Origin of the sequence: Mycobacterium sp. E802 (assembly GCF_001666875.1) — a bacterium.
Classification (GTDB): Bacteria; Actinomycetota; Actinomycetes; order Mycobacteriales; family Mycobacteriaceae; genus Mycobacterium.
Genome location: NZ_LZJD01000162.1, coordinates 133,009 through 156,264, shown reverse-complemented (window position 1 = coordinate 156,264; position 23,256 = coordinate 133,009). Strand labels below are relative to the sequence as shown.

20 protein-coding genes are annotated in these 23,256 nt (G+C 66.9%); 14 read left to right on the top strand and 6 right to left on the bottom strand.

Annotated features, from left to right (window positions below; genetic code table 11):
- Window positions 1–8: 8 nt before the first annotated feature.
- The gene (locus tag A5699_RS24225; protein ID WP_067775040.1) at window positions 9–815 is read right to left on the bottom strand and encodes a hypothetical protein; all 807 of its coding nucleotides are present in this window, start codon (window positions 813–815) and stop codon (window positions 9–11) included.
- A gap of 125 nt (window positions 816–940) precedes the next feature.
- Between A5699_RS24225 and A5699_RS24220 the strand changes: the two genes are divergently transcribed.
- From A5699_RS24220 to smc, 3 genes are read left to right on the top strand one after another with little or no spacing between them, the layout of a single operon-like run.
- Entirely contained in the window at window positions 941–1,348 is a 408-nt protein-coding gene (locus tag A5699_RS24220) for an OsmC family protein (RefSeq protein ID WP_067775036.1), read from the top strand.
- Entirely contained in the window at window positions 1,345–1,650 is a 306-nt protein-coding gene (locus A5699_RS24215) for an acylphosphatase (RefSeq protein ID WP_067775033.1), read from the top strand. Before A5699_RS24220 ends, A5699_RS24215 begins: the two co-directional genes overlap by 4 nt.
- 26 nt (window positions 1,651–1,676) lie before the next feature.
- Complete coding sequence (gene smc / locus A5699_RS24210; protein WP_067775030.1) at window positions 1,677–5,264, top strand: chromosome segregation protein SMC; 3,588 nt, start codon at window positions 1,677–1,679, stop codon at window positions 5,262–5,264.
- Here the strand turns inward: smc and A5699_RS24205 are convergent.
- Complete coding sequence (locus A5699_RS24205; RefSeq protein WP_082957855.1) at window positions 5,251–6,834, bottom strand: PE-PPE domain-containing protein; 1,584 nt, start codon at window positions 6,832–6,834, stop codon at window positions 5,251–5,253. The genes smc and A5699_RS24205 overlap by 14 nt on opposite strands.
- A 417-nt stretch (window positions 6,835–7,251) precedes the next feature.
- Between A5699_RS24205 and ftsY the strand changes: the two genes are divergently transcribed.
- The 6 genes from ftsY (at window position 7,252) to A5699_RS24175 (ending at window position 15,853) form a co-directional block, all read left to right on the top strand.
- Window positions 7,252–8,652 carry a signal recognition particle-docking protein FtsY gene (gene ftsY, locus A5699_RS24200; RefSeq protein ID WP_157561430.1) on the top strand — a complete coding sequence of 467 codons (1,401 nt, stop codon included), beginning with the start codon at window positions 7,252–7,254 and terminating at the stop codon, window positions 8,650–8,652.
- Window positions 8,653–8,833: 181 nt separating this feature from the next.
- Window positions 8,834–10,183, top strand: coding sequence for an ammonium transporter (locus tag A5699_RS24195; RefSeq protein WP_067775123.1), 1,350 nt, complete (start codon window positions 8,834–8,836; stop codon window positions 10,181–10,183).
- A gap of 34 nt (window positions 10,184–10,217) precedes the next feature.
- Window positions 10,218–10,556, top strand: coding sequence for a P-II family nitrogen regulator (locus tag A5699_RS24190; protein WP_018600748.1), 339 nt, complete (start codon window positions 10,218–10,220; stop codon window positions 10,554–10,556).
- An 87-nt stretch (window positions 10,557–10,643) separates the two neighbouring features.
- Entirely contained in the window at window positions 10,644–13,172 is a 2,529-nt protein-coding gene (locus A5699_RS24185; protein ID WP_067775021.1) for a [protein-PII] uridylyltransferase, read from the top strand.
- 46 nt (window positions 13,173–13,218) lie between these two features.
- The gene (gene ffh / locus A5699_RS24180; protein WP_067775018.1) at window positions 13,219–14,784 is read left to right on the top strand and encodes a signal recognition particle protein; all 1,566 of its coding nucleotides are present in this window, start codon (window positions 13,219–13,221) and stop codon (window positions 14,782–14,784) included.
- Between the two features lie 4 nt (window positions 14,785–14,788).
- Window positions 14,789–15,853, top strand: a complete 1,065-nt coding sequence (locus tag A5699_RS24175; RefSeq protein ID WP_067775015.1) for an amidohydrolase family protein — start codon at window positions 14,789–14,791, stop codon at window positions 15,851–15,853.
- Between the two features lie 61 nt (window positions 15,854–15,914).
- Here the strand turns inward: A5699_RS24175 and A5699_RS24170 are convergent, their stop codons facing one another.
- From A5699_RS24170 to A5699_RS24160, 3 genes are all read right to left on the bottom strand, one after another.
- On the bottom strand, window positions 15,915–17,417 hold the full coding sequence (locus tag A5699_RS24170; RefSeq protein WP_067775121.1) for a sulfite reductase flavoprotein subunit alpha: 1,503 nt from the start codon (window positions 17,415–17,417) through the stop codon (window positions 15,915–15,917).
- A 138-nt stretch (window positions 17,418–17,555) separates the two neighbouring features.
- Window positions 17,556–18,383: a D-alanyl-D-alanine carboxypeptidase gene (locus tag A5699_RS24165; protein ID WP_067775012.1), complete on the bottom strand. Its 828-nt coding sequence runs from the start codon at window positions 18,381–18,383 to the stop codon at window positions 17,556–17,558.
- A gap of 78 nt (window positions 18,384–18,461) precedes the next feature.
- Window positions 18,462–19,361 carry a D-alanyl-D-alanine carboxypeptidase family protein gene (locus A5699_RS24160; RefSeq protein ID WP_067775009.1) on the bottom strand — a complete coding sequence of 300 codons (900 nt, stop codon included), beginning with the start codon at window positions 19,359–19,361 and terminating at the stop codon, window positions 18,462–18,464.
- A gap of 32 nt (window positions 19,362–19,393) precedes the next feature.
- Here A5699_RS24160 and A5699_RS24155 point away from each other — a divergent pair, with 32 nt between their 5' ends.
- The 5 genes from A5699_RS24155 to trmD all read left to right on the top strand — a co-directional run bounded on the left by A5699_RS24155 (window position 19,394) and on the right by trmD (window position 22,002).
- Complete coding sequence (locus A5699_RS24155) at window positions 19,394–19,813, top strand: nuclear transport factor 2 family protein (RefSeq protein WP_067775006.1); 420 nt, start codon at window positions 19,394–19,396, stop codon at window positions 19,811–19,813.
- Window positions 19,814–20,056: 243 nt separating this feature from the next.
- Window positions 20,057–20,524, top strand: a complete 468-nt coding sequence (rpsP, locus tag A5699_RS24150; protein ID WP_067775003.1) for a 30S ribosomal protein S16 — start codon at window positions 20,057–20,059, stop codon at window positions 20,522–20,524.
- Between the two features lie 8 nt (window positions 20,525–20,532).
- Window positions 20,533–20,775 carry an RNA-binding protein gene (locus A5699_RS24145; RefSeq protein WP_003881089.1) on the top strand — a complete coding sequence of 81 codons (243 nt, stop codon included), beginning with the start codon at window positions 20,533–20,535 and terminating at the stop codon, window positions 20,773–20,775.
- A gap of 10 nt (window positions 20,776–20,785) precedes the next feature.
- A complete protein-coding gene (rimM, locus tag A5699_RS24140; protein WP_067774999.1) occupies window positions 20,786–21,313 on the top strand; it encodes a ribosome maturation factor RimM in 528 nt (175 codons plus the stop codon).
- 11 nt (window positions 21,314–21,324) lie between these two features.
- Window positions 21,325–22,002 carry a tRNA (guanosine(37)-N1)-methyltransferase TrmD gene (gene trmD / locus A5699_RS24135; RefSeq protein WP_067774996.1) on the top strand — a complete coding sequence of 226 codons (678 nt, stop codon included), beginning with the start codon at window positions 21,325–21,327 and terminating at the stop codon, window positions 22,000–22,002.
- Window positions 22,003–22,015: 13 nt separating this feature from the next.
- Here the strand turns inward: trmD and A5699_RS24130 are convergent, their stop codons facing one another.
- On the bottom strand, window positions 22,016–22,975 hold the full coding sequence (locus A5699_RS24130; protein WP_067774993.1) for a hypothetical protein: 960 nt from the start codon (window positions 22,973–22,975) through the stop codon (window positions 22,016–22,018).
- Window positions 22,976–23,256 lie beyond the last annotated feature (281 nt).

Genomic DNA, 23,256 nt, shown 5'->3' with positions numbered 1-23,256 from the left:
CGGTCTGATCAGGGCATGCTGGGCATGCCCGGCATGTCGGACATGCAGAGCGTCCAGGAGCCGCCCTCTTTACGCAGGTACAACTTGCCCGGTCCGGCGCTGCTCGAGATGTCGACGACGGCCTTGTTGCCGTTGACCGTGATCTTGGTGATCTCGGCCGACCCGGTGGGATCGGTGCTGTGCGGGATGTCGATCGCGTCCAGCCCACCGAGCTTCTCGAACAGGTCCTGATCAGCCTGGCAGAAATACGGCAGCGCGTCCTTGAGGTCGCTGGTGCTGGTCATCACCTCGTCGAGGAAGTCCCGCACCTCTTTCTCGGCGTCGCTCTCACCCGAACTCGACGAGCCACCGGACTGTGAGGAACCGCCTGCCGTGGTGCGGCTTCCGGTTGAATCCGAATCACCGCTCAGGGCGAAGATGACGATGCCGCCGACGAGGATCAACGCGACCAGCACCGCGCCGCCGATGAGCAGCCATTTGTTGTTGCCACCGCTCGGCGGATGGGGGGTGGGGTAGCCGTACGGCTGCTGCGGCGCACCGTAGGGCTGCTGAGGTGCCCCATAGGGTGAGCCGTAGGGCTGCTGGGGTTGTTGGGGCGCGCCGTACGGGGAGCCGTAGGGCTGCTGGGGCTGTTGCGGTGCGCCGTACGGGGAGCCGTAGGGCTGCTGCGGTTGCTGAGGACCTCCGTAGGAGGCTCCATAGGGTTGCTCGGGACCCCCGGCCGGGTTCGGATAGCCCTGCGGCTGGTACGGCTGCTGCCACGGGCCTGGAGGACCCGACGGCGGGGTGGGCTGATTGCTCGGTGGATAGGTCACGGTGCTCCTCAGCGAAGTCGGTGTGTCGAGTCTATCGTCGCGGCCCGGCTGGGCGGCGGGCCGAACCCGTGGTATGGACCATCGCCGCTGGAATACGCGGGTATCGCGACGTGTAGAAATACTCCGTGACCGAACTTTGGGTTGACCGTACCGGTGTGCGCCGCTATGTCGGGCGCAGCTCCCGCGGCGCAGAGGTACTCGTCGGCAGTGAGGACGTCGAGGGGGTGTTCACCCCGGGCGAGTTGCTGAAGATCGCGCTCGCTGCGTGCAGCGGAATGGCCAGTGATCAGCCGCTGCGCCGCCGCCTCGGTGATGACTACCCGGCCACGATCCGGGTCTCCGGACCGGCCGACCGCGAGCAGGAGCGGTACCCGCTGCTCGAGGAGAAACTCGAGATCGACGTGTCGGATCTGTCCGAGTCCGAGGTGGCCCGGCTGCTGACCGTGGTCGAGCGGGCCGTCGACCAGGTCTGCACGGTCGGCCGCACCCTCAAGTCGGGCACCGAGGTCAGGTTCGAGGTCGAAACGCGATGACCGGGCCGGAACTCCCCGCTGACCGCGAGGCCGAGGTGCGGTTGAGCGCCTGGGTGCACGGTCATGTGCAGGGCGTGGGGTTCCGGTGGTGGACCCGGTCGCGGGCGTTGGAGCTCGGCCTGACCGGGTTTGCCTCGAATCGGCCCGACGGCCGCGTGCATGTCGTGGCCCAGGGGCCTCGGGACAAGTGTCAGCAGTTGCTTGAGCTGCTGGGAAGCGGTCAAACCCCGGGGTCGGTGGACAACGTCGTCGCAGATTGGACGGAAGCCGACGCCCCGATGGCGGGGTTTCGCGAACGGTAGCCGACTCGGCGGTAGGGTAAAACGCCGTGCACCTCAAGAGTCTGACGTTGAAGGGCTTCAAGTCCTTCGCCTCGCCGACGACTCTGCGTTTCGAACCCGGCATCACCTGTGTCGTCGGCCCGAACGGGTCGGGCAAGTCGAACGTGGTCGATGCCCTGACCTGGGTGATGGGCGAGCAGGGCGCCAAGACTTTGCGCGGCGGCAAGATGGAGGACGTCATCTTCGCCGGCACGTCGTCGCGGGCGCCGCTGGGCCGCGCCGAGGTGACGCTCACGATCGACAACTCCGACAACGCGTTGCCGATCGAGTACTCCGAGGTATCGATCACCCGTCGCGTATTCCGGGACGGCGCAGGCGAATACGAGATCAACGGCAGCAGCTGCCGACTGATGGACGTCCAGGAACTGCTCAGTGACTCCGGCATCGGGCGTGAAATGCACGTCATCGTCGGCCAGGGCAAGCTCGCCGAGATCCTGGAGTCGCGTCCCGAGGACCGTCGCGCCTTCATCGAGGAGGCCGCCGGCGTCCTCAAACACCGCAAGCGCAAGGAAAAGGCGGTCCGCAAGCTCGACTCGATGGCGGCGAACCTGGCCCGCCTGACCGACCTGACCACCGAGCTGCGTCGCCAGCTCAAGCCGCTGGGCCGCCAGGCCGAGATGGCGCGACGTGCCGCGACCATCCAGGCCGATCTGCGAGATGCCCGCCTCCGGCTGGCCGCCGACGACCTGGTCAGACGCCAGGTCGAGTTCCACAACACCAACCAGGCCGAGACCACATTGCGCCGCGAGCACGACGAGGCGACGACCAGGCTGGAGACCGCGACTGTCGAATTGCAGGCGCACGAGGCCGCGGTGGCCGAACTGACCCGCCGGGCCGAGGCCGCCCAGCAGACCTGGTTTCGGGCGTCGGCGCTGGCCGAGCGGGTCAGTGCCACCATCCGCATCGCGACCGACCGGGCGCAGCTGTTCGATGCCGAGCCGGAGATCTCCAACGGACGCGATCCCGAGGCCTTGGAAGCCGAGGCCGAGGAAGTCGCCGAACTCGAGATGGAGCTGCTCGGCGAGCTGGAAGAGTCGCGCATCGTTCTGGAGAGCGCGCGCGCCGAACTGGCGGAGCGCGAACAGCTGGCGGCCGAGGCCGAGCGTGCACATTTGGCGGCGGCCCGCGCCGAGGCCGACCGCCGCGAAGGTCTGGCCCGGCTGGCGGGTCAGGTCGACACGATGCGCACTCGGGTGGAGTCGATCGACGAGGGTGTCATGCGGTTGTCGGTCAGCATCGAGGAAGCTGCGGCCAAAGCCCAACAGGCCCAAGCGGAATTCGAGACCGTGCAGAGCCGGGTCGGCGAACTCGATGCCGGTGAAGTCGGTTTGGACGAACAGCATGACCGCTCGGTGGCCGCGTTGAAGCTCGCCGATGAGCGGGTGGCGGAACTGCAGGCGGCCGAGCGCGCCGCGGAACGACAGGTGGCCTCGCTGCACGCCCGTATCGAGGCACTGTCCGTCAGCCTGGATCGGCGCGACGGCGCCGCTTGGCTGCAGAAGAACCACAGTGGCGCAGGCCTTTTCGGCACCATCGGGGACTACCTGAAGGTCCAACCGGGTCACGAGGTGGCGGTGGCAACGGTTCTCGGGGCGGCCGCAGATGCGTTGGCCGCCGAGGACTTCGGGGTGGCTGCCGCCGCGGTGGCCGCGCTGAAGGAATCCGACGGCGGCCGGGCGGCCCTGTTGCTGGGGGACTGGAAGACCAACGGGGCCGCACCGTCAGGTGTGCTTCCCGACGGCGTGCTCTGGGCCAACGACGTGGTCACCGTTCCCGATCGGCTCCGCGGCGCGATCACCGCGATGCTTGCCGGGGTGGCCGTGGTGACAGATCTGCGCGCCGGCGTGCAATTGGTGTCGGAGCGACCCGACCTGCGCGCGGTGACGGCCGATGGCGATCTCATCGGTGCCGGTTGGATCAGCGGTGGCTCCGACCGGAAGCCGTCGACGCTGGAGATCAGCTCGGAGATCGACAAGGCCCGCCGCGAACTGGATACCGCCGAGCGTCAGACCGGCGAGCTGGCCGCCGCGCTGTCGGGCGCGTTGACAGAACAGGCTGCCCGCCAGGAGGCCGCCGAAGAGGCGATGGCCGCGCTCAACGAGTCGGACGCGGCGATCTCAGCGATCTATGAGCAACTGGGGCGGCTGGGGCAGGAATCCCGAGTCGCCGGCGACGAATGGCAGCGGTTGATCCGCCAGCGTGACGAGCTTGAGGCCGGACGCACCAAGACCGTCGAGGAACTCACCGAACTCGAGTCGCGGCTGCACAATGCCGAACAGCTCCCGACGTTCGAAGCCGAGCCGGTGGATCGGCAGGCGTCGATGGCCGCCGCGGAGGCGGCCCGTTCGGTCGAGGTGGAGGCCCGCCTGGCGGTGCGTACCGCCGAGGAGCGGGCCAATGCGGTTCGCGGACGCGCGGATTCGCTCCGCCGCGCGGCCGCGGCCGAGCGTGAGGCCCGGGTACGCGCCCAACGCGCCCGCGAAGCCCGTGAACATGCGGCGCGGGTGGCCGCTGCCGTGTCCGAGTCAGGTCGTGTCGTGGCGCAACGGCTCAGCGCCGTGGTGGCGGTGGCCTCACAGATGCGTGACGAGTTGGCCACCGAGCGCCAATTGCGGGGGACCGCGTTGTCTCAGGCACGCGAGGAAGTCTCCGAGCTGAACGCGCGGATCACCGCACTGACCGATGCGCTGCACCGCGATGAGATGGCCAAAGCGCAAGCGGCGCTTCGGATCGAACAACTCGAAGCGCAGGTGCTGGAGCAGTTCGGCATGCCCGCCGCCGACCTCATCGCCGAGTACGGGCCGCAGGTGGCGCTGCCACCCAGTGAGTTGGAGATGGCCGAATACGAGCAGGCCCGTGAGCGGGGTGAGCAGGTGACCGCGCCGGCACCGATGCCGTTCGACCGGCCGACCCAGGAGCGCCGGGCCAAGAAGGCCGAACGCGAGCTCTCGGAATTGGGCCGGGTGAATCCGCTTGCGCTGGAGGAGTTCGCGGCGCTGGAAGAACGCTACAACTTCCTCTCGACGCAACTGGAGGACGTGAAGGCGGCCCGTAGCGATCTGCTCGACGTCATCGCCGACGTGGACGCCCGCATCCTGCAGGTGTTCACCGAGGCGTACGTCGACGTCGAGCGCGAATTCGAGCAGGTGTTCTCCACGCTGTTCCCGGGTGGGGAGGGCCGGTTGTTGCTCACCAACCCGGCGGACATGCTGACCACCGGCATCGAGGTCGAGGCCCGACCGCCGGGCAAGAAGATCAAGCGCCTGTCGCTGTTGTCCGGCGGCGAGAAGTCGTTGACCGCGGTGGCGATGTTGGTGGCGATCTTCCGGGCCCGGCCGTCCCCGTTCTATGTGATGGATGAGGTGGAGGCCGCACTCGACGACGTCAACCTGCGGCGGCTGATCAGCCTGTTCGAGCAGCTGCGGGAAAAGTCGCAGCTGATTGTGATCACCCATCAGAAGCCGACGATGGAGGTCGCCGACGCGCTTTACGGCGTGACCATGCGCGGTGACGGCATCACCACCGTGATCTCCCAGCGGATGCGCGGACAGGAACTGGCGGTCAACTCGAGCTGACGCCGGCCGATGCCCGGTCACGTGACCCGTCGGACTTCCCGACGCGATGCGGATGACGCGGTTTACTTTGTGGTTCTGGGTCTTTCGTGTCTTCGGCGCTCGTCCCGGCTGCGTCCTTGTCATGGTCGATGCGGTGGACTCGACGCTCGGGACGATCGGGGCGTGCCTGGGGCGAGGGGGCCTCGGCCTCGGCGATATCGGACGTCTTCTTGTGGATGAGGGACTGCCGCAGAGGCTTTCGGGAGCGTTCCGATGTCGCCTTCGTATCCGAGCCGCTCGGCTCAGACTCCTGCTCTTGCACCGGTCCGGTTTGCGGCGCGCCACCGGCGTCGGCACCGGTACCGGCGTCCGTCGCGGCGTCGGTCTCGGTGTCCTCGGGAGCGAAGCGGTGGCCGTCGGTCGTCGACCGAAGCCCTGACAGGTGCGGGCCCGCCCGGCGTGGGAGCGTGTCGGGGTCCGTCACGCCTGCGGTTGCGGTCGTACGGGGAGCTGACTTACCCAGCGGCGCCGGGCTTTCCGGACCGACGCCGTCGCGGTCGACACCGATACCGAGATCGGCCAGCGCGTCGCGGATGCCGTCGTTGGCCGCGGCGGTCAGATCCGCCGCCAGTTTGTCCCAGTCGATGTCGGGGATCAGCCCGGCTCGGGTCGGTACGCCCATGTGCTCGGGTGTGCGGTCATAGGCGAGGTCGATCAGAACGCGCAGGGTCGGCTCGATCAGGTCCAGTGCCGGATCGAGAATCCGGATGTCGCGCAAGGGCTGCAGTAGCGGCAGATGTTCGGTGTGCACCAGGTAGTAGGTGGTGTTGCCGGAGGTGTAGGACTGGTAGGTGCTGGGATCGTCGAGGTGCACTACCGAAGAGCCGTAATTGGGATGCAGGTAGACATACCCCATCAGGGCGTTGAGATCGGCCAGCAGATTGAGCGGGTACTTCGGAAAGTCGGCGATCAGATCGTATTCACGGGCCACGTCGATCGTCGCATACTCGTCATCGGGTGTGGCGCCGTCGAAGCTGATGCCCAGAATCGGGATATAGAGCCCCTCGAAGCGGGCCAGGATTCCGCCGTTGGGCCGGTTGGGATTGGCGATCAACACGAACGACAGTTCGTCGGCGGCCGGGACGGTGGCGCCTTGCGCCCGCAGTTCGGCGAGGTTCCGCTTCTCCCGGGTGGCAATGTTGGCACTCTGCGAGTAGCCGACGACGATCTTCTCGCCCGATGTCGCCAGAACCGCGTTGTTGAGGCTGAGCACGCCGCGCGCGACGGAGGTGTCGAAGGTGGCATCAGTCAGGCCGGTGGCCGGCCAGAACTGCTCAGGTGTGGAAACCCATGCCAAATCGTCCTCATCCAGATGGCGGTCCGACAGATAGGTGTTGTTCACCTGATCCACGTAGCTTCCGGCGCCCCACTGATGTGGAGCACCCAACGCCTTCATCCCGGTTCCACCCATGATGAGCGCGGTGGCGGTCAACTGGACCAGCGTGGTCATGCTCGCGATCACCGCGAGCCCGACCGTGCCGATCAGCGCGACGATCGCCAGCGACACCCCTCGAAGCACACGCGTGGGCATCTTTGTTCTCCCGTTCGCAAATATTCCGAGGGAAAGACCGCGCACCGGCTACGGCTGTGGTCATTCCCGATCCAGGTGCATCGTGAACCACATGGCGCGCGGTTTTCAGCAAATTCGAAAAGAAACTGAAACCGATCTTGAAACCGTAATGAAATGCACTTCTGGTCGGTCATGACGCAAACGCAGCTAAGCGACTGGGCGCGCCGACGGCGGGCGTGAACGTGTGAGTGCAAAACGGATACTGACCGAAACGTACTCTCTGGTACGTATACGTACCGGCATTTTCGGCAAATTGGGCGTGACGATCTGGCCGCGGTGCGCGGAGCGCAGGAGGTTCTGTTCGCCCACGGCCGCCAAACGGGGCCGGTCGGCGCCGGTCATTCGCCCTGAGACAATGGCGAGGTGACAGATGGTGCGTTGTTGGGTCTCTGGATCGCCATTGCGGTCGTCGCTGTTCTCGTCGTCATCGCGCTGACCGTCGGATTGGTGCGGTACCGCCGGCGACGGATCAGCCTGTCGAAAGAGGACGCGGCGAAACCGATCGACCGCTCCGGGGGATACACGGCCTCGTCCGGGATCACTTTCAGCCAATCGGCCGCGCCGACCGCTGAACGGATCGATACCAGCGGGTTGCCGGCCGTCGGTGACGACGCCACGATTCCGCGGGACGCGCCCCGGCGCACGATCTCCGACGTACAACTGCCCGAGCCGCCGGTCGAGACCGCTCTGCCCCAGGCGCCTGCTGCTCCCCAGGAGCCCGCAGCGCCGGAAGCGCCGGAAGCGCCCGCCGTACCGCAAGCACCCGAAAAGCCCGAAGCGGAAGCGGAGGCACCGGAAGAACCCGCCGCACCCTCGACCGAGGTGACCGATGCCGTCGCCGCCGAGGTCGAGGCCATCGCCCCGGCCGAAGGCCGAATGGACCGGCTGCGTGGGCGCCTCGCCAAGTCCCAGAATGCCTTGGGCCGCAGCATGCTCGGGCTGCTCGGTGGCGGTGACCTCGATGAGGATTCATGGGAAGAGGTCGAGGACACCCTGTTGATCGCCGACCTGGGGCCTGTGGTCACCGAATCCGTGGTGGCGGCATTGCGCGAGCGGATGGCCAGCAAGGGTGTCCGCAGTGAGGCCGAAGCCCGTGCAGTGTTGCGCGAAGTGCTGATGTCGGAGTTGCGCCCCGAGCTCGACCGCTCGATCAAGGCGCTTCCGCATGCCGACAAGCCGTCGGTGCTGCTGGTCGTGGGTGTCAACGGCACCGGCAAGACCACCACCGTCGGCAAACTGGCCCGAGTGCTGGTTGCCGACGGCAGACGTGTCGTGCTGGGCGCGGCGGACACCTTCCGCGCTGCGGCTGCCGACCAGTTGCAGACGTGGGCTGCGCGCGTCGGCGCCGAGGTGGTACGAGGCGCCGAAGGTGCGGATCCGGCCTCGGTGGCGTTCGACGCCGTCGACGAGGGCATCAAGGCCGGCGCCGACGTGGTCGTCGTCGACACTGCGGGACGCCTGCACACGAAGACCGGCCTGATGGATGAGCTGGGCAAGGTCAAGCGGGTGGTGGAGAAGCGTGCCGCCGTCGATGAGGTGCTGCTGGTGCTGGATGCCACGATCGGCCAGAACAGCCTGCCCCAGGCCAAGGTGTTCGCCGAAGTCGTCGACATCACCGGGGTGGTGTTGACCAAGCTCGACGGCACTGCCAAAGGCGGCATCGTGTTCCGGGTTCAGCAGGAACTCGGGGTGCCGGTCAAGCTCGTGGGGCTCGGAGAAGGCCAGGACGATCTGGCGCCGTTCGAGCCGGCGGCCTTCGTCGACGCCCTGCTGGGCTGAGCGGGTCTCTGAGTTCCCGGCGCGCCGGTACGCGGCGTGAGTTTCGGGAAACATGAAGGTAACGGGGATCCGGATTGCGTTCACTTCGACGAAACGCATCCGCATCACCGATGAAACGGCACACAACGAATCTCATCGGGAGCCGATCTTTCGGCGCACTTCCCAAGGAGGTTCACACAAAGTGGTCTTAGCCCTACCTGACGAATCGTTCGCCGCATTCGACAGCGGCGATACGGCCTGGGTGCTCGCAAGTGCCGCGCTGGTGTTGCTGATGACGCCGGCCCTGGCGTTCTTCTACGGCGGCCTCTCCCGGCAGAAGTCCGTGCTCAACATGATGATGATGTCCTTCGGGGCCCTGGGCGTCGTCAGCGTCATCTATGTCCTGTGGGGCTACTCGATGTCGTTCGCGTCCGCGCACACCGGTGGATCGGACGTCGGCGGAGTCTTCGACAACCCGTTCTCGCTGTTCGGTCTGACCCAGCTGCTTGAGACGCGTGAGATCGGTGGCCAGGAACTCCACGTCATCGGCGGGTTCGGCTCCGTCCCGGCGATCGTGTGGGTGGCGTTCCAGCTCACCTTCGCGGTGATCACGGTCGCACTGATCAGCGGTGCACTGGCCGAGCGGGTCAAGTTCGGCACCTGGCTGGCGTTCGCGGGTATCTGGGTCACCCTGGTGTACTTCCCTCTCGCGCATATGGTTTGGGGCGGCGGTCTGCTGTCGAACAACGAGCGCGGCTTTGCCTCCTGGCTGTTCGGGACCACCGTGGGTGATGACGGCACGGCCACCGCAACGGTGGCGCCCATCGATTTCGCCGGCGGCACCGTGGTGCACATCAACGCGGGTATGGCCGCGTTGGTGCTGGCGATCCTGGTGGGCCGGCGCCGCGGCTTCGGCAAGATGGCCTTCCGGCCGCACAACATCCCGTGGGTGATGCTGGGCGCCGCGCTGCTGTGGTTCGGCTGGTTCGGGTTCAACGTCGGTTCCGAGGGCGCCGCCGATGCCACCGCCGGCCTGGTCTGGATCAACACCACGGCGGCCACCGCCGCGGCGATGCTGGGCTGGCTGGTGGTCGAACGCATCCGCGACGGACATCCGACCAGCGTCGGTGCGGCCTCGGGCATCGTCGCCGGTCTGGTTGCCATCACGCCGGCCTGCGGTGCGCTCAGCCCGATCGGATCACTGATCCTCGGCGCCATCGCCGGTGCTTTGTCCGCCCTGGCCATCGGCCTGAAATACAAGCTCGGCTACGACGATTCACTCGACGTCGTCGGCGTCCACCTCGTCGCCGGTCTGTGGGGCACCATCGGAATCGGCTTCTTCGCCACCGAAACCGGCCTGTTCTACGGCGGCGGGGTCAGGCAATTGGTGGTCCAGATCGTGATTGCCGTCGTGGCAACCGTATTCACCGCGGTCATGACTGCCATCATTGCGTTGGCCCTCAAACCGCTGGGCTGGCGTGTCACGGAAGAAGATGAGGCCACCGGTATCGATGAGACCGAGCATGCAGAAACGGCTTACGAGCTCGCCTGATCGGGAACAATTGGCCACCGAAGGGATGGAATTTATGAAGCTGATCACTGCGATCGTCAAGCCGTTCACGCTGGAAGATGTCAAGACCGGCCTGGAGCAGACGGGCATTCTCGGAATGACCGTCAGCGAGGTACAGGGTTACGGCCGGCAGAAGGGGCACACCGAGGTCTACCGGGGCGCCGAATACTCGGTCGATTTCGTACCGAAGGTCCGGGTGGAGGTCGTCGTCGAAGACTCCGCGGTCGACAAGGTGGTCGACGTCATCGTGCAAGCCGCCCGTACCGGCAAGATCGGCGACGGGAAAGTCTGGGTCAGCCCGGTTGACACCGTGGTCCGGGTCCGGACCGGGGAACGCGGCGCCGACGCACTGTAGCCGCAGTCGGTCGAACAGCTGGTCGACCGAGTCTCCCGGCCGAACCGTGTGAGCGTTGGTGGGTCGTCGGCCGGGGGAGGAGTCCAAATGACAGAGCAGCAACCAGAATCCACCCGCGAGTGGTTGCGTGAGGAGCCGGCCGGTACCGGAGCCCCCCTCGGGGAGGCTCCGACCGGCTCGCCACGCCCCGCCAACGACTTGGCGGCGGCCACCCAACAGTTGCTCAACGGAGGATCGCGTCAGCTGGATGCGGCTGAATTGCGCGACGCATTGCTCGATCTACACGAATTCTGGCTCACCACAAAGGCCGCCGAGATCGGTATTACCGCCTCCAGTGGATTTGCCATCGTGGCCACCGGTGGTCTGGGTCGCGGTGAGATGCTGCCGTACTCGGATCTGGATCTGATGCTGTTGCACGACAACATGCCACTGGCCGTGGTCTCGGAAGTGGCCGAGCAGCTCTGGTATCCGTTGTGGGACGCCAATATTCGCATCGACCACAGTGTCCGTACTGTGCCCGAGGCACTGAAAGTGGCCGGTGAGGACATCGCGGTGGGCCTGGCCATGCTCGACGCGCGGCATATCGCCGGTGATGCCGATCTGTCCATGCTGCTGGTGGGCGGCGCGCGCCGGCAGTGGCGGATCGGAATCGCGTCGCGGTTCGACGAACTCATCGACCATGCGCAGTCGCGGTGGCAGCGCAGCGGTCAGATCGCCCACCGCGCCGAACCCGATCTGAAGTCGGGCCGGGGCGGGCTGCGTGACGTCCAACTGCTCAACGCACTGGCGATAGCCCAATTGGCCGATGTGTATCCGAGCCGTGCCCTGGCCTCGCCGACCGGGACGCTGGGCGGTGCGCACCTGGCACTGCTGAATGTTCGGACCGAATTGCACCGCGCCTCCGGCCGTGGTCGAGAAACCCTGCTGGCCCAGCATGCCGACGAGATCGGGGCGGCGCTGCGGATCGGAGACCGCTTCGACCTGGCCCGGATGCTCTCGGACGCCGCGCGCACCGTGAGCTATTACGTCGACTCCGGTATTCGCACCGCCGCCAACGCCTTGCCCCGCCGTGGCTTTGCGGCCCTGCGCCGCCCGGTGCGACGCCCGCTGGACGAAGGGGTCATCGAGTACGCCGGTGAGGTGATCCTGGCCCGTGATGCCCGCCCGGAACGTGACCCGGGCCTGATCCTGCGGGTCGCCGCGGCGTCGGCCAGTACCGGCCTGCCGATGGCCGTCTCCACGTTGAGCCGGCTGGCTGAAACCGCGCCGGAGCTGCGCACACCCTGGCCGCGTCAGGCGCTCAAGGACCTCCTGGTGCTGTTGGCGTCCGGGCCGGCCGCGGTTGCCACGATCGAGGCCCTGGACCGCACCGGCCTGTGGGGACGGCTGTTCCCGGAATGGGGTGCGGTGCGCGACCTGCCACCCCGCGATGTCGTCCACATCTGGACCGTAGACCGCCACCTGGCCGAAACGGTCTCGCGTGCAAGTGCTTTCACCACACGGGTGTCGCGCCCGGATCTGTTGCTGCTGGGTGCGCTGTGCCATGACATCGGCAAGGGTCGTGGTGGCGACCACAGTGTCATCGGCGCCGAGCTGGCCACCCAGATCGGCACCCGGCTGGGGTTGTGGCCCTCCGACATCGAGGTGCTGTCCAAGATGGTCCGCCACCATCTGCTGCTGCCGAACACCGCGACCCGACGAGACCTGCAGGATCCCAAGACGATTGACGCAGTCGCGGATGCGCTCGGCGGTGACATGGTGCTGCTGGAGCTGCTGAACGTCCTGGCCGAGGCCGATTCGCTGGCCACCGGCCCCGGAGTGTGGGGCGACTGGAAGGCATCGCTGATCGGCGACCTGGTGCGGCGGTGCCGGTTGGTGATGGCCGGCGAGCCATTGCCCAAGCCCGACCCCATCGAGCCGCGATTCCTCGCGCTGGCCGCCGACGTCGGTGTCCATGTGGAGCTCATCCCGGCGGACTCGCCACACATTTACAACGTGACGATGATTGCCCCGGACCGGCGAGGTCTGCTGTCGAAGGCGGCGGGTGTGTTGGCGTTGCACTCACTGCGGGTCCACTCCGCGTCGGTCAACAGCCACGAGGGTTCGGCCATCAACACGTTCGTGGTGTCCCCACACTTCGGTGCGCCACCGGCGGCGGAGCTGCTCCGTCAGCAGTTGATCCTGGCGCTCAACGGTGATCTGGAGGTGATGGACGCACTGGACCGACGCGATCGCGAGGCGGCCCGGTATCCGACCACCCGCGCCGGGGAGATCCTGGCCGCAGTTCCGGCCAACCACGTGCCCGCCCAGCCGCGCATTCTGTGGTCGCCCGGTGGCGGGCCCGGTGAGCTCATCGTGCAGATCCGCACCATCGACCGGTCCGGCTTGCTGGCCCGGCTGACCGCGGTGTTCGAAACCGACGGCGTGGATGTGGCGTGGGCCAAGGTGACCACACTGGGATCCTCGGTGATCGACGTATTCGGCATCACCGCACCGACACTGGCGGCCGGCGATGGCGGTCCCGATGCCGTGCGCGAGAAGTTGGAGCGCGACATGCTCGCGGTCCTGCCCGCGCCCCCACCCAAACCGGCCACACCCGCCGAACAGGCCGGTTGAGGGCGGGTCGACGTCCGCCCAACCCCCCGACCGCTAGGCTTACCACGTGTTTGAAAGCCTGTCTGACCGGTTGACCGGAGCCCTGCAGGGCCTACGCGGCAAGGGGCGGTTGACCGACGCCGATATCGACGCCACGGCGCGCGAGATCCGGTTGGCCCTGCTGGAGGCGGACGTATCACTGCCGGTGGTGCGTGCGTTCGTCGCGCGGATCAAGGACCGGGCCAAGGGCGCCGAGGTCTCCGCTGCGCTGAATCCCGCGCAACAGGTGGTCAAGATCGTCAACGAGGAGCTGATCGGCATCCTCGGCGGCCAGACCCGTCAATTGGCCTTCGCGAAGAACCCGCCGACGGTCATCATGCTCGCCGGCCTGCAGGGTGCGGGTAAGACGACGCTGGCGGGCAAGCTGGCGAAGTGGCTCAAGGGCCTGGGGCACAGTCCGCTTCTGGTGGCATGTGACCTGCAGCGGCCCGGCGCGGTCCACCAGCTGCAGATCGTCGGTGAGCGCGCCGGGGTGTCGGTGTTCGCCCCGCATCCGGGCACCTCCGTCGAGGGTCTGGAGCAGGCCGGTCACGGGGACCCGGTGGCGGTCGCCTCGGCCGGTCTGGCCGAGGCGAAGGCCAAACACTTCGACGTGGTCGTGGTCGATACGGCGGGCCGGCTCGGTATCGACGAGGAATTGATGGGCCAGGCCGCGGCCATCCGCGCCGCCGTCAACCCCGACGAAGTGCTGTTCGTGCTCGACGCGATGATCGGCCAGGACGCCGTCGCCACCGCCGAGGCATTCCGCGAGGGCGTCGGGTTCACCGGCGTCGTGTTGACCAAGCTCGACGGCGACGCCCGCGGTGGTGCGGCGCTGTCGGTCCGCGAGATCACCGGTGTGCCGATTCTTTTCGCGTCGGCGGGGGAGAAGCTGGAGGACTTCGACGTCTTCCACCCCGACCGGATGGCCAGCCGCATCCTGGGGATGGGCGACGTGCTCACCCTCATCGAGCAGGCCGAGCAGGTCTTCGATCAGCAGAAGGCCGAGGAGGCCGCCGCCAAGATCGGTTCGGGCGAGCTGACTCTGGAGGACTTCCTCGAGCAGATGCTGGCGATCCGCAAGATGGGGCCGATCGGCAACCTGCTGGGCATGCTGCCCGGCGCCGGGCAGATGAAGGATGCGTTGGCCGCGGTCGACGACAGCCAACTCGACCGGGTGCAGGCCATCATCCGCGGCATGACCCCGGCCGAACGGGCCGATCCCAAGATCATCAACGCCTCGCGGCGGCTGCGCATCGCCAACGGCTCGGGTGTCAGCGTCTCCGAGGTGAACCAACTCGTCGACCGGTTCTTCGACGCCCGCAAGATGATGTCGCAGATGGCCGGCCAGATGGGTATGCCGTTCGGCCGCAAGGGTTCGACCCGCAAGGCGGCCAAGGGTAAGAACAAGCAGGCCGGCAAGAAGAAGGGTCGTCAGTCCGGGAAAGGCCCGACTCCGCCGCGCAACCCATTGGGCGCCGGGATGCCCGCCGGCTTCCCCGACTTGTCCAAGATGCCGAAGGGGCTGGACGAGTTGCCGCCCGGTCTGGCCGATTTCGACCTGTCGAAGTTGAAGTTCCCCGGCCAGAAGTAGCCCGATGAGCGCGCTGCACATTCGTGGCCGGGGGCTCCCGGACGGCGAAGAAGTGCAATGGTGGATCCATCAGGGCGTGTTGTCGGCCGAACCGATTGCCAACGCCGACACCGTGTTTGACGGTGGCTGGATCATCCCCGGCCTGGTCGACGCGCACTGCCACGTCGGCCTCGGGCCTGGTGGTGCGGTGTCGCTGGACGAATCGGTGGTGCAGGCGCAGACCGAACGCGACGCCGGTGCGCTGTTGCTGCGGGACGCCGGTTCACCGGTGGACACCCGCAGCTTCGACGACCGCGAGGACCTGCCACGCATCATCCGGGCCGGTCGTCACCTGGCTCGCCCGAAGCGATATTCCCCCGGGCTGCCGATCGACATCGAGGACGAGTCACAGCTACCTGCGGCGGTGGCCGAGCAGGCCCGGTGGGGTGACGGGTGGGTGAAGCTGGTCGGCGACTGGATCGACCGCAGCATCGGCGACCTCGCACCGCTGTGGTCTGACGAGATCCTCAAGGCCGCGATCGACGCGGCGCATGCCGAAGGTGCGCGGGTCACCGCGCACGTGTTCGGCGAGGACGCCCTGCCCGGGCTGATCAACGCCGGGATCGACTGCATCGAGCACGGCACCGGGATCACCGACGACACCATCGAGTTGATGCTCGAGCACGGCACAGCCCTGGTGCCCACCTTGATCAACATCGACAACTTTCCCGGCATCGCCGATGCGGCCGGGAAATACCCGACGTACGCCAAGCACATGCGCGATCTCTACGCGTCCTGCCGGGACCGCGTCGGCGCCGCCTATGCGGCCGGGGTGCCGGTCTTCGCCGGCACCGATGCCGGCGGCATGGTCGCGCACGGTCGTATCGCCGACGAGATCGAGGCGCTCAAGGGCGTCGGGATGAGCCCGACGGCGGCGCTGGGCGCGGCCAGCTGGGACGCCCGGGCATGGTTGGGCCGGCCCGCGCTGGAACATGGCGCGTCGGCGGATCTGGTGTGCTACCGCGAGGATCCGCGGCACGGCGGCGTCAACCATCCGGATCTGGTGATCCTGCGCGGTCGCGTCTACTGACCGGCGATTTGTGCACCTGCGGTAACGCCCACCGTTACCGCAGGTGCACAAATCACTCGTCTCAGTACACGTCGCGCAGGTAGCGGTGGCTCCTGATCAGGTCGTTGACATAGGCGTGCGCGGCCTCGGCATCCATCCGGCCGTTTTCGGCAATGATCTCGTGCAGCGCGGTGTCGACGTCCTTGGCCATGTGGTCGGCATCACCGCAGACATACAGGTACGCGCCGTCCTGCAGCCAGGCGAACAGCTCTGCTGTGTTCTCTCGCATACGGTGCTGCACATAGACTTTCGTGTCCTGATCGCGGGAGAACGCGACATCGAGCCGGGTCAACGTGCCCGCGTCCCGGAAACCTTCCAGTTCCGACCCGTAGAGAAAGTCGGTGGCGCGGCGGCGGTCCCCGAAGAACAACCAGGACCGGCCGGGCGCGGCGGCGGCCTGCCGCTCCTGCAGGAACGCCCGGAACGGCGCGATGCCGGTGCCGGGCCCGATCATGATGATCGGCGCATCGGCTGCCGGCAGCCGGAAATGATGGTTGGGACGCAGATGGACTCGAACCGTCTGCGTGCGCTCGGCCAGGTATGTCGAGGCCACGCCCCCGTGTCGGCGGGCAGTGCCGGCATAGCGCACGGTGGCCACCGTCAGGTGGATGTGATCCGGGTGGAGCAGCGGACTCGAGGCGATCGAGTAGTCGCGAAACTGCAACGGACGCAACGTATCCACGACCTCGTCTACGGTCAAATCGGCTCGTCTGATCAGATCGAGGACATCCTCACCGTAGGCAGCGGCGCCGGCCAGTTCTTGCAGCGCCCGTGACGGTGTCCGGATCTCGAGCCGTTCGGTGAGCAGCACGCCCAGGGGCTCGTCGGCCTCGGCGAGCCGGTGCTCCGATCCCACGTGCAGTGCGTCGAGAATGGCTGCCACCAGGTCCGGATCGTTGGTGGCATGGACGGCCAGGGAATCGCCGGCCTGATAGGTGACGCCGGACCCGGTCAGGTCGAGTTCGTAGTGGCGTACTTCCTTGTCGGATTCCGGCGAGGTGAGCAGCCGATTGACGATCAGGGGAGCGGCGACGACCCGGTTGCGTTCCTGGCTACGGGGTGGGGGATCGGCCGGGGCGGTTTCGACGACGGTCACGGGCGCAGTGGGGCCGGACTGGGCGGCGGTCAACTGCTTGACCAGATCGGTGGTCCAGGCTGCGGCCGGCTCTTCGTAGTACCCGTCGACGTCGACCCGGTCGGCCAGTCGGGTGGCACCCAGCTCTTCGAGGCGCGCGTCGAGCAGTTTGCCTGCCTGGCAGAACAATTCATAGGACGTGTCCCCGAGTGCCAGCACCGCGAAGCTCAGGTGCTCCAGCCGCGCGGTCGAGGCGCTGAGCGCCTCCCAGAACAATGCGGCAGTGTCGGGAAACTCGCCATCGCCGAAGGTCGACGTGACGACGATGAAATGCGTTGTGGTGTCCAGTTGGTCGAGTTCCACCTGGTTGAGTTCGACGGCCTCGGCCGGAATTCCGGCCGCGGTCGCCGCCTCGGCGAACGTCATCGCGGCGTCTTCGGCGTTGCCCATGTCGGTGCCGTAGGCGACCACCAATGAGAACTCAAGGTCGGACACGTCGGCTCCCCTCGGTCGCGCGCGGACCTGCCACGCGAATTTAGGGTGACCTTAGTTTCTCGTGAGTCCCGGTGGGGCCCTACCTTTTCTGGCTCAGTGGGAGAAGCCGTAATCGAACAAGTCGGTCGCCTGTGGGTAGAGATCGCCGGTGCCATACATCTGGACCACCACCAGCCGCCGGTTACCCCGTTGTGCCGCACCCACATACGTCTTCCGGGCCAGGTCCGTGTAACCGGTCTTGCCGGCGATGTCGCCGGGGTAGCGGGCCAGCAATTCGTTCTGGTTGGTCAGGGTTTTGCCCGGGAACTGGGCCGACGGCTGACGCATGATCTGTGCGATCAACGGATAGGTCAGCGCGGCGCGCAAGATCACCGCCAGATCGTGCGGGGTGGTGACGCTTTCCCAACCGGGCCCGTCGAGCCCCGACGGCGAGGAAGCCCGGGTGTTGCGTGCCCCGACACTGGCTGCCTTGCGGTTCATCGCCGCCACCGTGGCGCGTTGGCCACCGAGCATGTCGGCGAGCATGTTCGCCGCATCGTTACCCGACACCATGAGCAGTGCTTCGAGCAGTTGGCGGGTCGTATAGGGCTGCCCCGGGGTGAGGCCCACACACGAGCATTCGACCTTCGTGTGTGACTGGTTGGCCCGGGCGAAATTATCGGGCCGCAGGTGGTCGAGCACCACCATCGCCAACAGCGGTTTGATGGTGCTGGCCGGGGCATAGGAGCCGTAGGCATCTTTGGATGCCAGAACCTGGCCGGTATCCAGGTCGGCCACCAGCCAGGCCTTGGCCGGACCGTCGGGAATCTGGGCGCCTGCCGGCGCAACGCCCGGTTGCGCGGCGACCGGAGCGGCCGAGACGCTCGCGGCGGCCATCGACGTACCGAGCGCGAGCGCCACCGCCGCGAACAGTTTTCGCACGGGCGCCGACGCTACCCAGCGTTGGACTCTTTCAGCGCGCGGACAGGTTTCCTTCAGGTATCGACTGAGACGTACGGGCTACAACAACCCGATGCTCGCCGAACGGTCTTGGGCAAAGCCCCAATCCAGAAGGGCGGCAGCCTGATCCCAGTACGTCGGACCGCCCTCCTTGACCAGCCCGTACATCATCACGACCTCGAGGCGGCGGCCGTCGCGCGCCGCGGCCCCGACGAAGGTCTTGCGGGCAATGTCGGTGAAGCCGGTTTTGCCGCCGATGGCACCCGGATAACGGTGCAGCAGCTCATCCTGGTTGACCAGCACGCGCTCGCCGCTCTTGCTCGGGAATGTGGTCGACGGCAACGCGGTGATCTCGGCGAACACCGGATTGGCCATCGCCCCGCGGAAGATCAAGGCCATGTCGTGCGGTGTGGACCAGAACGGCATCCCGGGCCCGTCCAGCCCAGACGGCGTGGCCACGTTGGTGTTGTGCGCGCCGAGTGCCGCGGCCTTGGCGTTCATCTTGGCAACGGCCGCCTCGGGACCGCCGAGCATCCGGGCCAGGGTGTTGGCGGCGTCGTTGCCCGAGGCCAGCAGTGCGGCCTCCAGCAGTTGACGTGCGGTATACGTCTTCCCGGGCGCGACGCCGGCGCAGTTGCACTCGACCTTGGTGTCGGCTTCCTCGGCCACGATCGTGGCGTCGAGCGGCACTTCGTCGAGGATCACCTGGGCCAGCAGGGTCTTTATCGTGCTGGCCGGCGCGTAGCGGGTGTGCTCGTTGCGGGCGGCCAACACCTGGCCGGTGTCCAGGTCGGCGACCACCCAACCCTGCGCGGGACCGTCGGGAATGGGCGCGGAGCCGACCTGCTGCACCTCGAGGTCGGCTCTGGCCGCGGGCACGGTGGCAGGCACCGATGAGAGCGGGATCAAAGCGACGGCGGCCGCGATCCCGATGACAGACAACCTGACGAACCTCCCCATGGCGGGCCAGCGTAATCGTGTTGAATCGAGACATGTTGAGCCTGGCCGAAATTTCGGACCGCCTGGAGATCCAGCAGCTGCTGATCGACTACTCCACGGCGATCGACCGTCGACTGTTCGATGACCTGGATGTGGTGTTCACTCCCGACGCCTACATCGACTACCGGGCTATGGGCGGCATCGACGGTCACTACCCGGAGGTCAAGGCCTGGCTGACCGAGGTGTTGCCGAATTTTCCGGCGTACGCCCACATGCTCGGAAACTGCGATGTGAAACTCGACGGAGACAAGGCCTCGTCGCGGACCATCTGCTTCAACCCAATGGTGCTGCCGGGGCTGGAGCAACAGGTGTTGTTCTGCGGCCTGTGGTACGAAGACGAGTTCGTCCGGACCGCCGACGGTTGGCGGATGAGCCGTCGCGTCGAGACCAAGTGTTTCGACAAGGTCGTGTGACGCTGTTGGTGGGCGCCGTGAGTGGCCAGTTGTGACACGCAACCGGCCGGAAGTTGTGCGATAACTGGCCATTGGGACCGGATTTGGGCTGGTCGGCATCGTTCTGGCACAATTGTCGGCTGTCTGCCGCGCGACTCGTTCAATGCGCTGCGCGGTGGTCACACACGTAAGGCAAAACCGGATCGGGCAATTCCGCCCGCATCGCCGAATTGCAGCGTGACACTCAAGGAGAAGTGCTTAACCATGGCTGTCAAGATCAAGCTCACCCGGCTTGGCAAGATCCGCAACCCCCAGTACCGCATCGCTGTCGCCGACGCGCGCACCCGCCGCGAAGGCCGCGCCATCGAGGTCATCGGCCGCTACCACCCCAAGGAAGAGCCGAGCCTGATCGAGATCGATTCGGAGCGCGCGCAGTACTGGCTGGGCGTCGGTGCGCAGCCCACCGAGCCGGTGCTGGCCCTGCTGAAGATCACCGGTGACTGGCAGAAGTTCAAGGGCCTGCCGGGCGCCGAGGGCACGCTGAAGGTCAAGGAGCCCAAGCCGTCCAAGCTGGACCTGTTCAACGCGGCACTGGCAGAGGCCGAGAGCGGCACCGGTGCCGCGGCCGTCACGCCGAAGAAGAAGAAGGCCCCGAAGAAGGATCAGCAGGACGAGGCCGCCGAGGCACCTGCCGCCGAGGCCGCCGCTGACGAAGCCGCAAGCGAGAGCTGAGCATCGCAGTGAGTTCTGTCGTGGTCGACGCCGTCGAGCACCTGGTCCGCGGCATCGTGGACAATCCCGACGACGTACGCGTCGACATGGTCACCAGCCGCCGTGGGCGGACCGTCGAGGTGCACGTGCACCCCGATGACCTGGGCAAGGTCATCGGCCGCGGCGGCCGCACCGCTACCGCGCTGCGCACCCTGGTCGCAGGCATCGGTGGACGCGGAATCCGCGTCGACGTGGTGGACACCGACCAGTAGCGTCGGATCCATGGACCTGGTTGTCGGGCGGGTTGTCAAAGCTCACGGCATTACCGGTGAGGTCGTCGTCGAGGTCCGTACCGACGACCCCGACGCCCGGTTCGCCCCCGGCGTGGCCCTTCGGGGCCGCGCCAAGGGGGGTGCCGAGCGCAATTTCTCCGTCGAGTCCGTACGCGATCACGCCGGCCGGCTGCTGATCCGGCTGGCCGGTGTCTCCGACCGCAACGCGGCCGATGAGTTGCGTGGCACGGTGTTCATCGTCGACACCGCCGACTTGCCCACCATCGATGATCCCGACGAGTTCTACGACCACGAGCTCGAAGGGATGCGGGTCGTCACGGTCGACGGCGCCGCGGTCGGAGTGGTTCGTGAGGTGCTGCACACCGCGGCCGGCGAGCTGCTGTCGGTCAAGGCCGACCCGGATGGCCGCGAAGTGCTGGTGCCCTTCGTCGGCGCCATCGTCACCTCGGTGTCCCGGGAAACCGGCACCGTCGTCATCGATCCCCCCGATGGTCTGCTGAACCTGGACCAGGTCTGACGGGCCACGTAGTGCGTATTGACGTCGTCACGATATTCCCGGCCTACCTCGATCCGATCCGGCAGTCGTTGCCGGGCAAGGCGATCGACGCCGGAATCCTCTCCGTGGCCGTGCACGACCTGCGGAACTGGACGCATGACGTGCACCGCTCGGTGGACGACTCGCCGTACGGCGGGGGCCCCGGCATGGTCATGAAGGCTCCGGTGTGGGGCGAGGCGCTCGACGAAATCTGTTCTGAGGACACGATTTTGGTGGTTCCGACGCCGGCGGGCCGGTTGTTCACCCAGGCGACCGCCGAGCGGTGGAGTGCTGAGTCGCACCTGGTGTTCGCCTGTGGCCGGTACGAGGGGATCGACCAGCGGGTGGCCGACGACGCGGCGCGGCGGATGCGGGTCGAAGAGGTCTCGATCGGCGACTACGTGCTCAACGGCGGAGAGTCGGCCGCCTTGGTCATGATCGAGGCGGTGGTCCGGCTGATGCCCGACGTGTTGGGCAATCCTGCGTCGCACCAACAGGATTCCCACTCCGATGGCCTGCTCGAAGGGCCGAGTTACACCCGTCCGCAGAGCTGGCGTGGGCTCGACGTGCCCGATGTGCTGCTTTCCGGTGATCACGCCAAGGTCGCGGCCTGGCGTCATGAACAATCGCTGCACCGGACGCGCGAACGTCGCCCGGATCTGCTCGACTGATCTGGTCGCGAGCCTAGATCCGGCCGCCGGGGAACATCGTCTTGACGGCGTCGGTGATGGTGGTGCGCGCGGTGGCGGCATTTGTCGGTTGCAGTGAACCGATCACCATGATGAAGCGACGATCGGGCCCGACCACACCGGTCGACAGGTGCATCCAGTCCGAACCGATACAGCACATCCAACCCTGCTTGACCGCCACCGGTTCGGCGTAAAGGCCCTCAGGAATACCGAATCGCTGCGGGTATGTGCCGTCCGGTTGCGTGCCGTCGATGGCGTCCGGGGTCGACTGGGCCAGGTTGGACAGGATGACGTTGGCCTGTTCCGCGGGCAGGCCACCGCTGCCGTTCATCAACATGTCGTAGTAGCGCACCAGATCGGCCGCGGTGCTGATGGTGTTCCACCACCGACCGTCGTTGGGTCGACGCGTCGAAGCCAGGCCGTACCGAGCGGCCACCCGCTCGACGATCGCGCTGCCGCCACTGCGGTACCAGAACACCTCGGCGGCACTGTCGTCCGATGATCGCAGCATCACGTCGAGGTTCTCGCGATCCTCGGGGCTCAGGACCGTCTCGCCCTTGGCTTCCTGCAACAGCAGATCGTCGGCGATGAACAGCTTGACCACCGAGGCGATCGCGATGGCAGTCTGGTTTCCGTTCGAGACCAGCTGGCCGGTGTTGCGGTCGAGTACCAGCACGGTGATGTCGGCACCGGCCTCGGCGGCATTCTCGGTGGCCTGCTGTGCGCGGTCCTCAAGGCCGTCGAACGACGGTGCAGGTTCGCCGGGGGACGCTTCGGGCAGGGGGGCCATGTTGCCCTGAGGTGCGACGACGGTCAGCTGTGGCGCGGCGGGATCGTACGGAGGAGTGCCGTATACCCGGGCTTCGCAGCCCGTGACCGTCACGCCGGCGATGGCCACGATCGCCGTCACGCCGGCTGCGCCCGCCACTGTGAGTCTCGACGGCCGCCGTCGCATGGTCCTCCTTGAACCGTCGATCACATCTGATGGGCTTGTCGCACCGGCACATCGGTGGCTGCAGCGTAACTGTTCGCGCCGCTGAGCGCTTAGTGGGTCCGGGCTCGAAGTATGCTTGCCCAGCGCTGTGGAGGTTCCACGCAGACTCGCCGGATTTCACGGTATGGGGACCCGTCTGGCACAATTGAGCAGTTGTCTGCGTAGGACTGGGCCGGCTTGCCCGCGTTCCGCTGCGAGATACACCCCGATACACCCGAAAATAGCTTCGGCTGCGCGGTTTG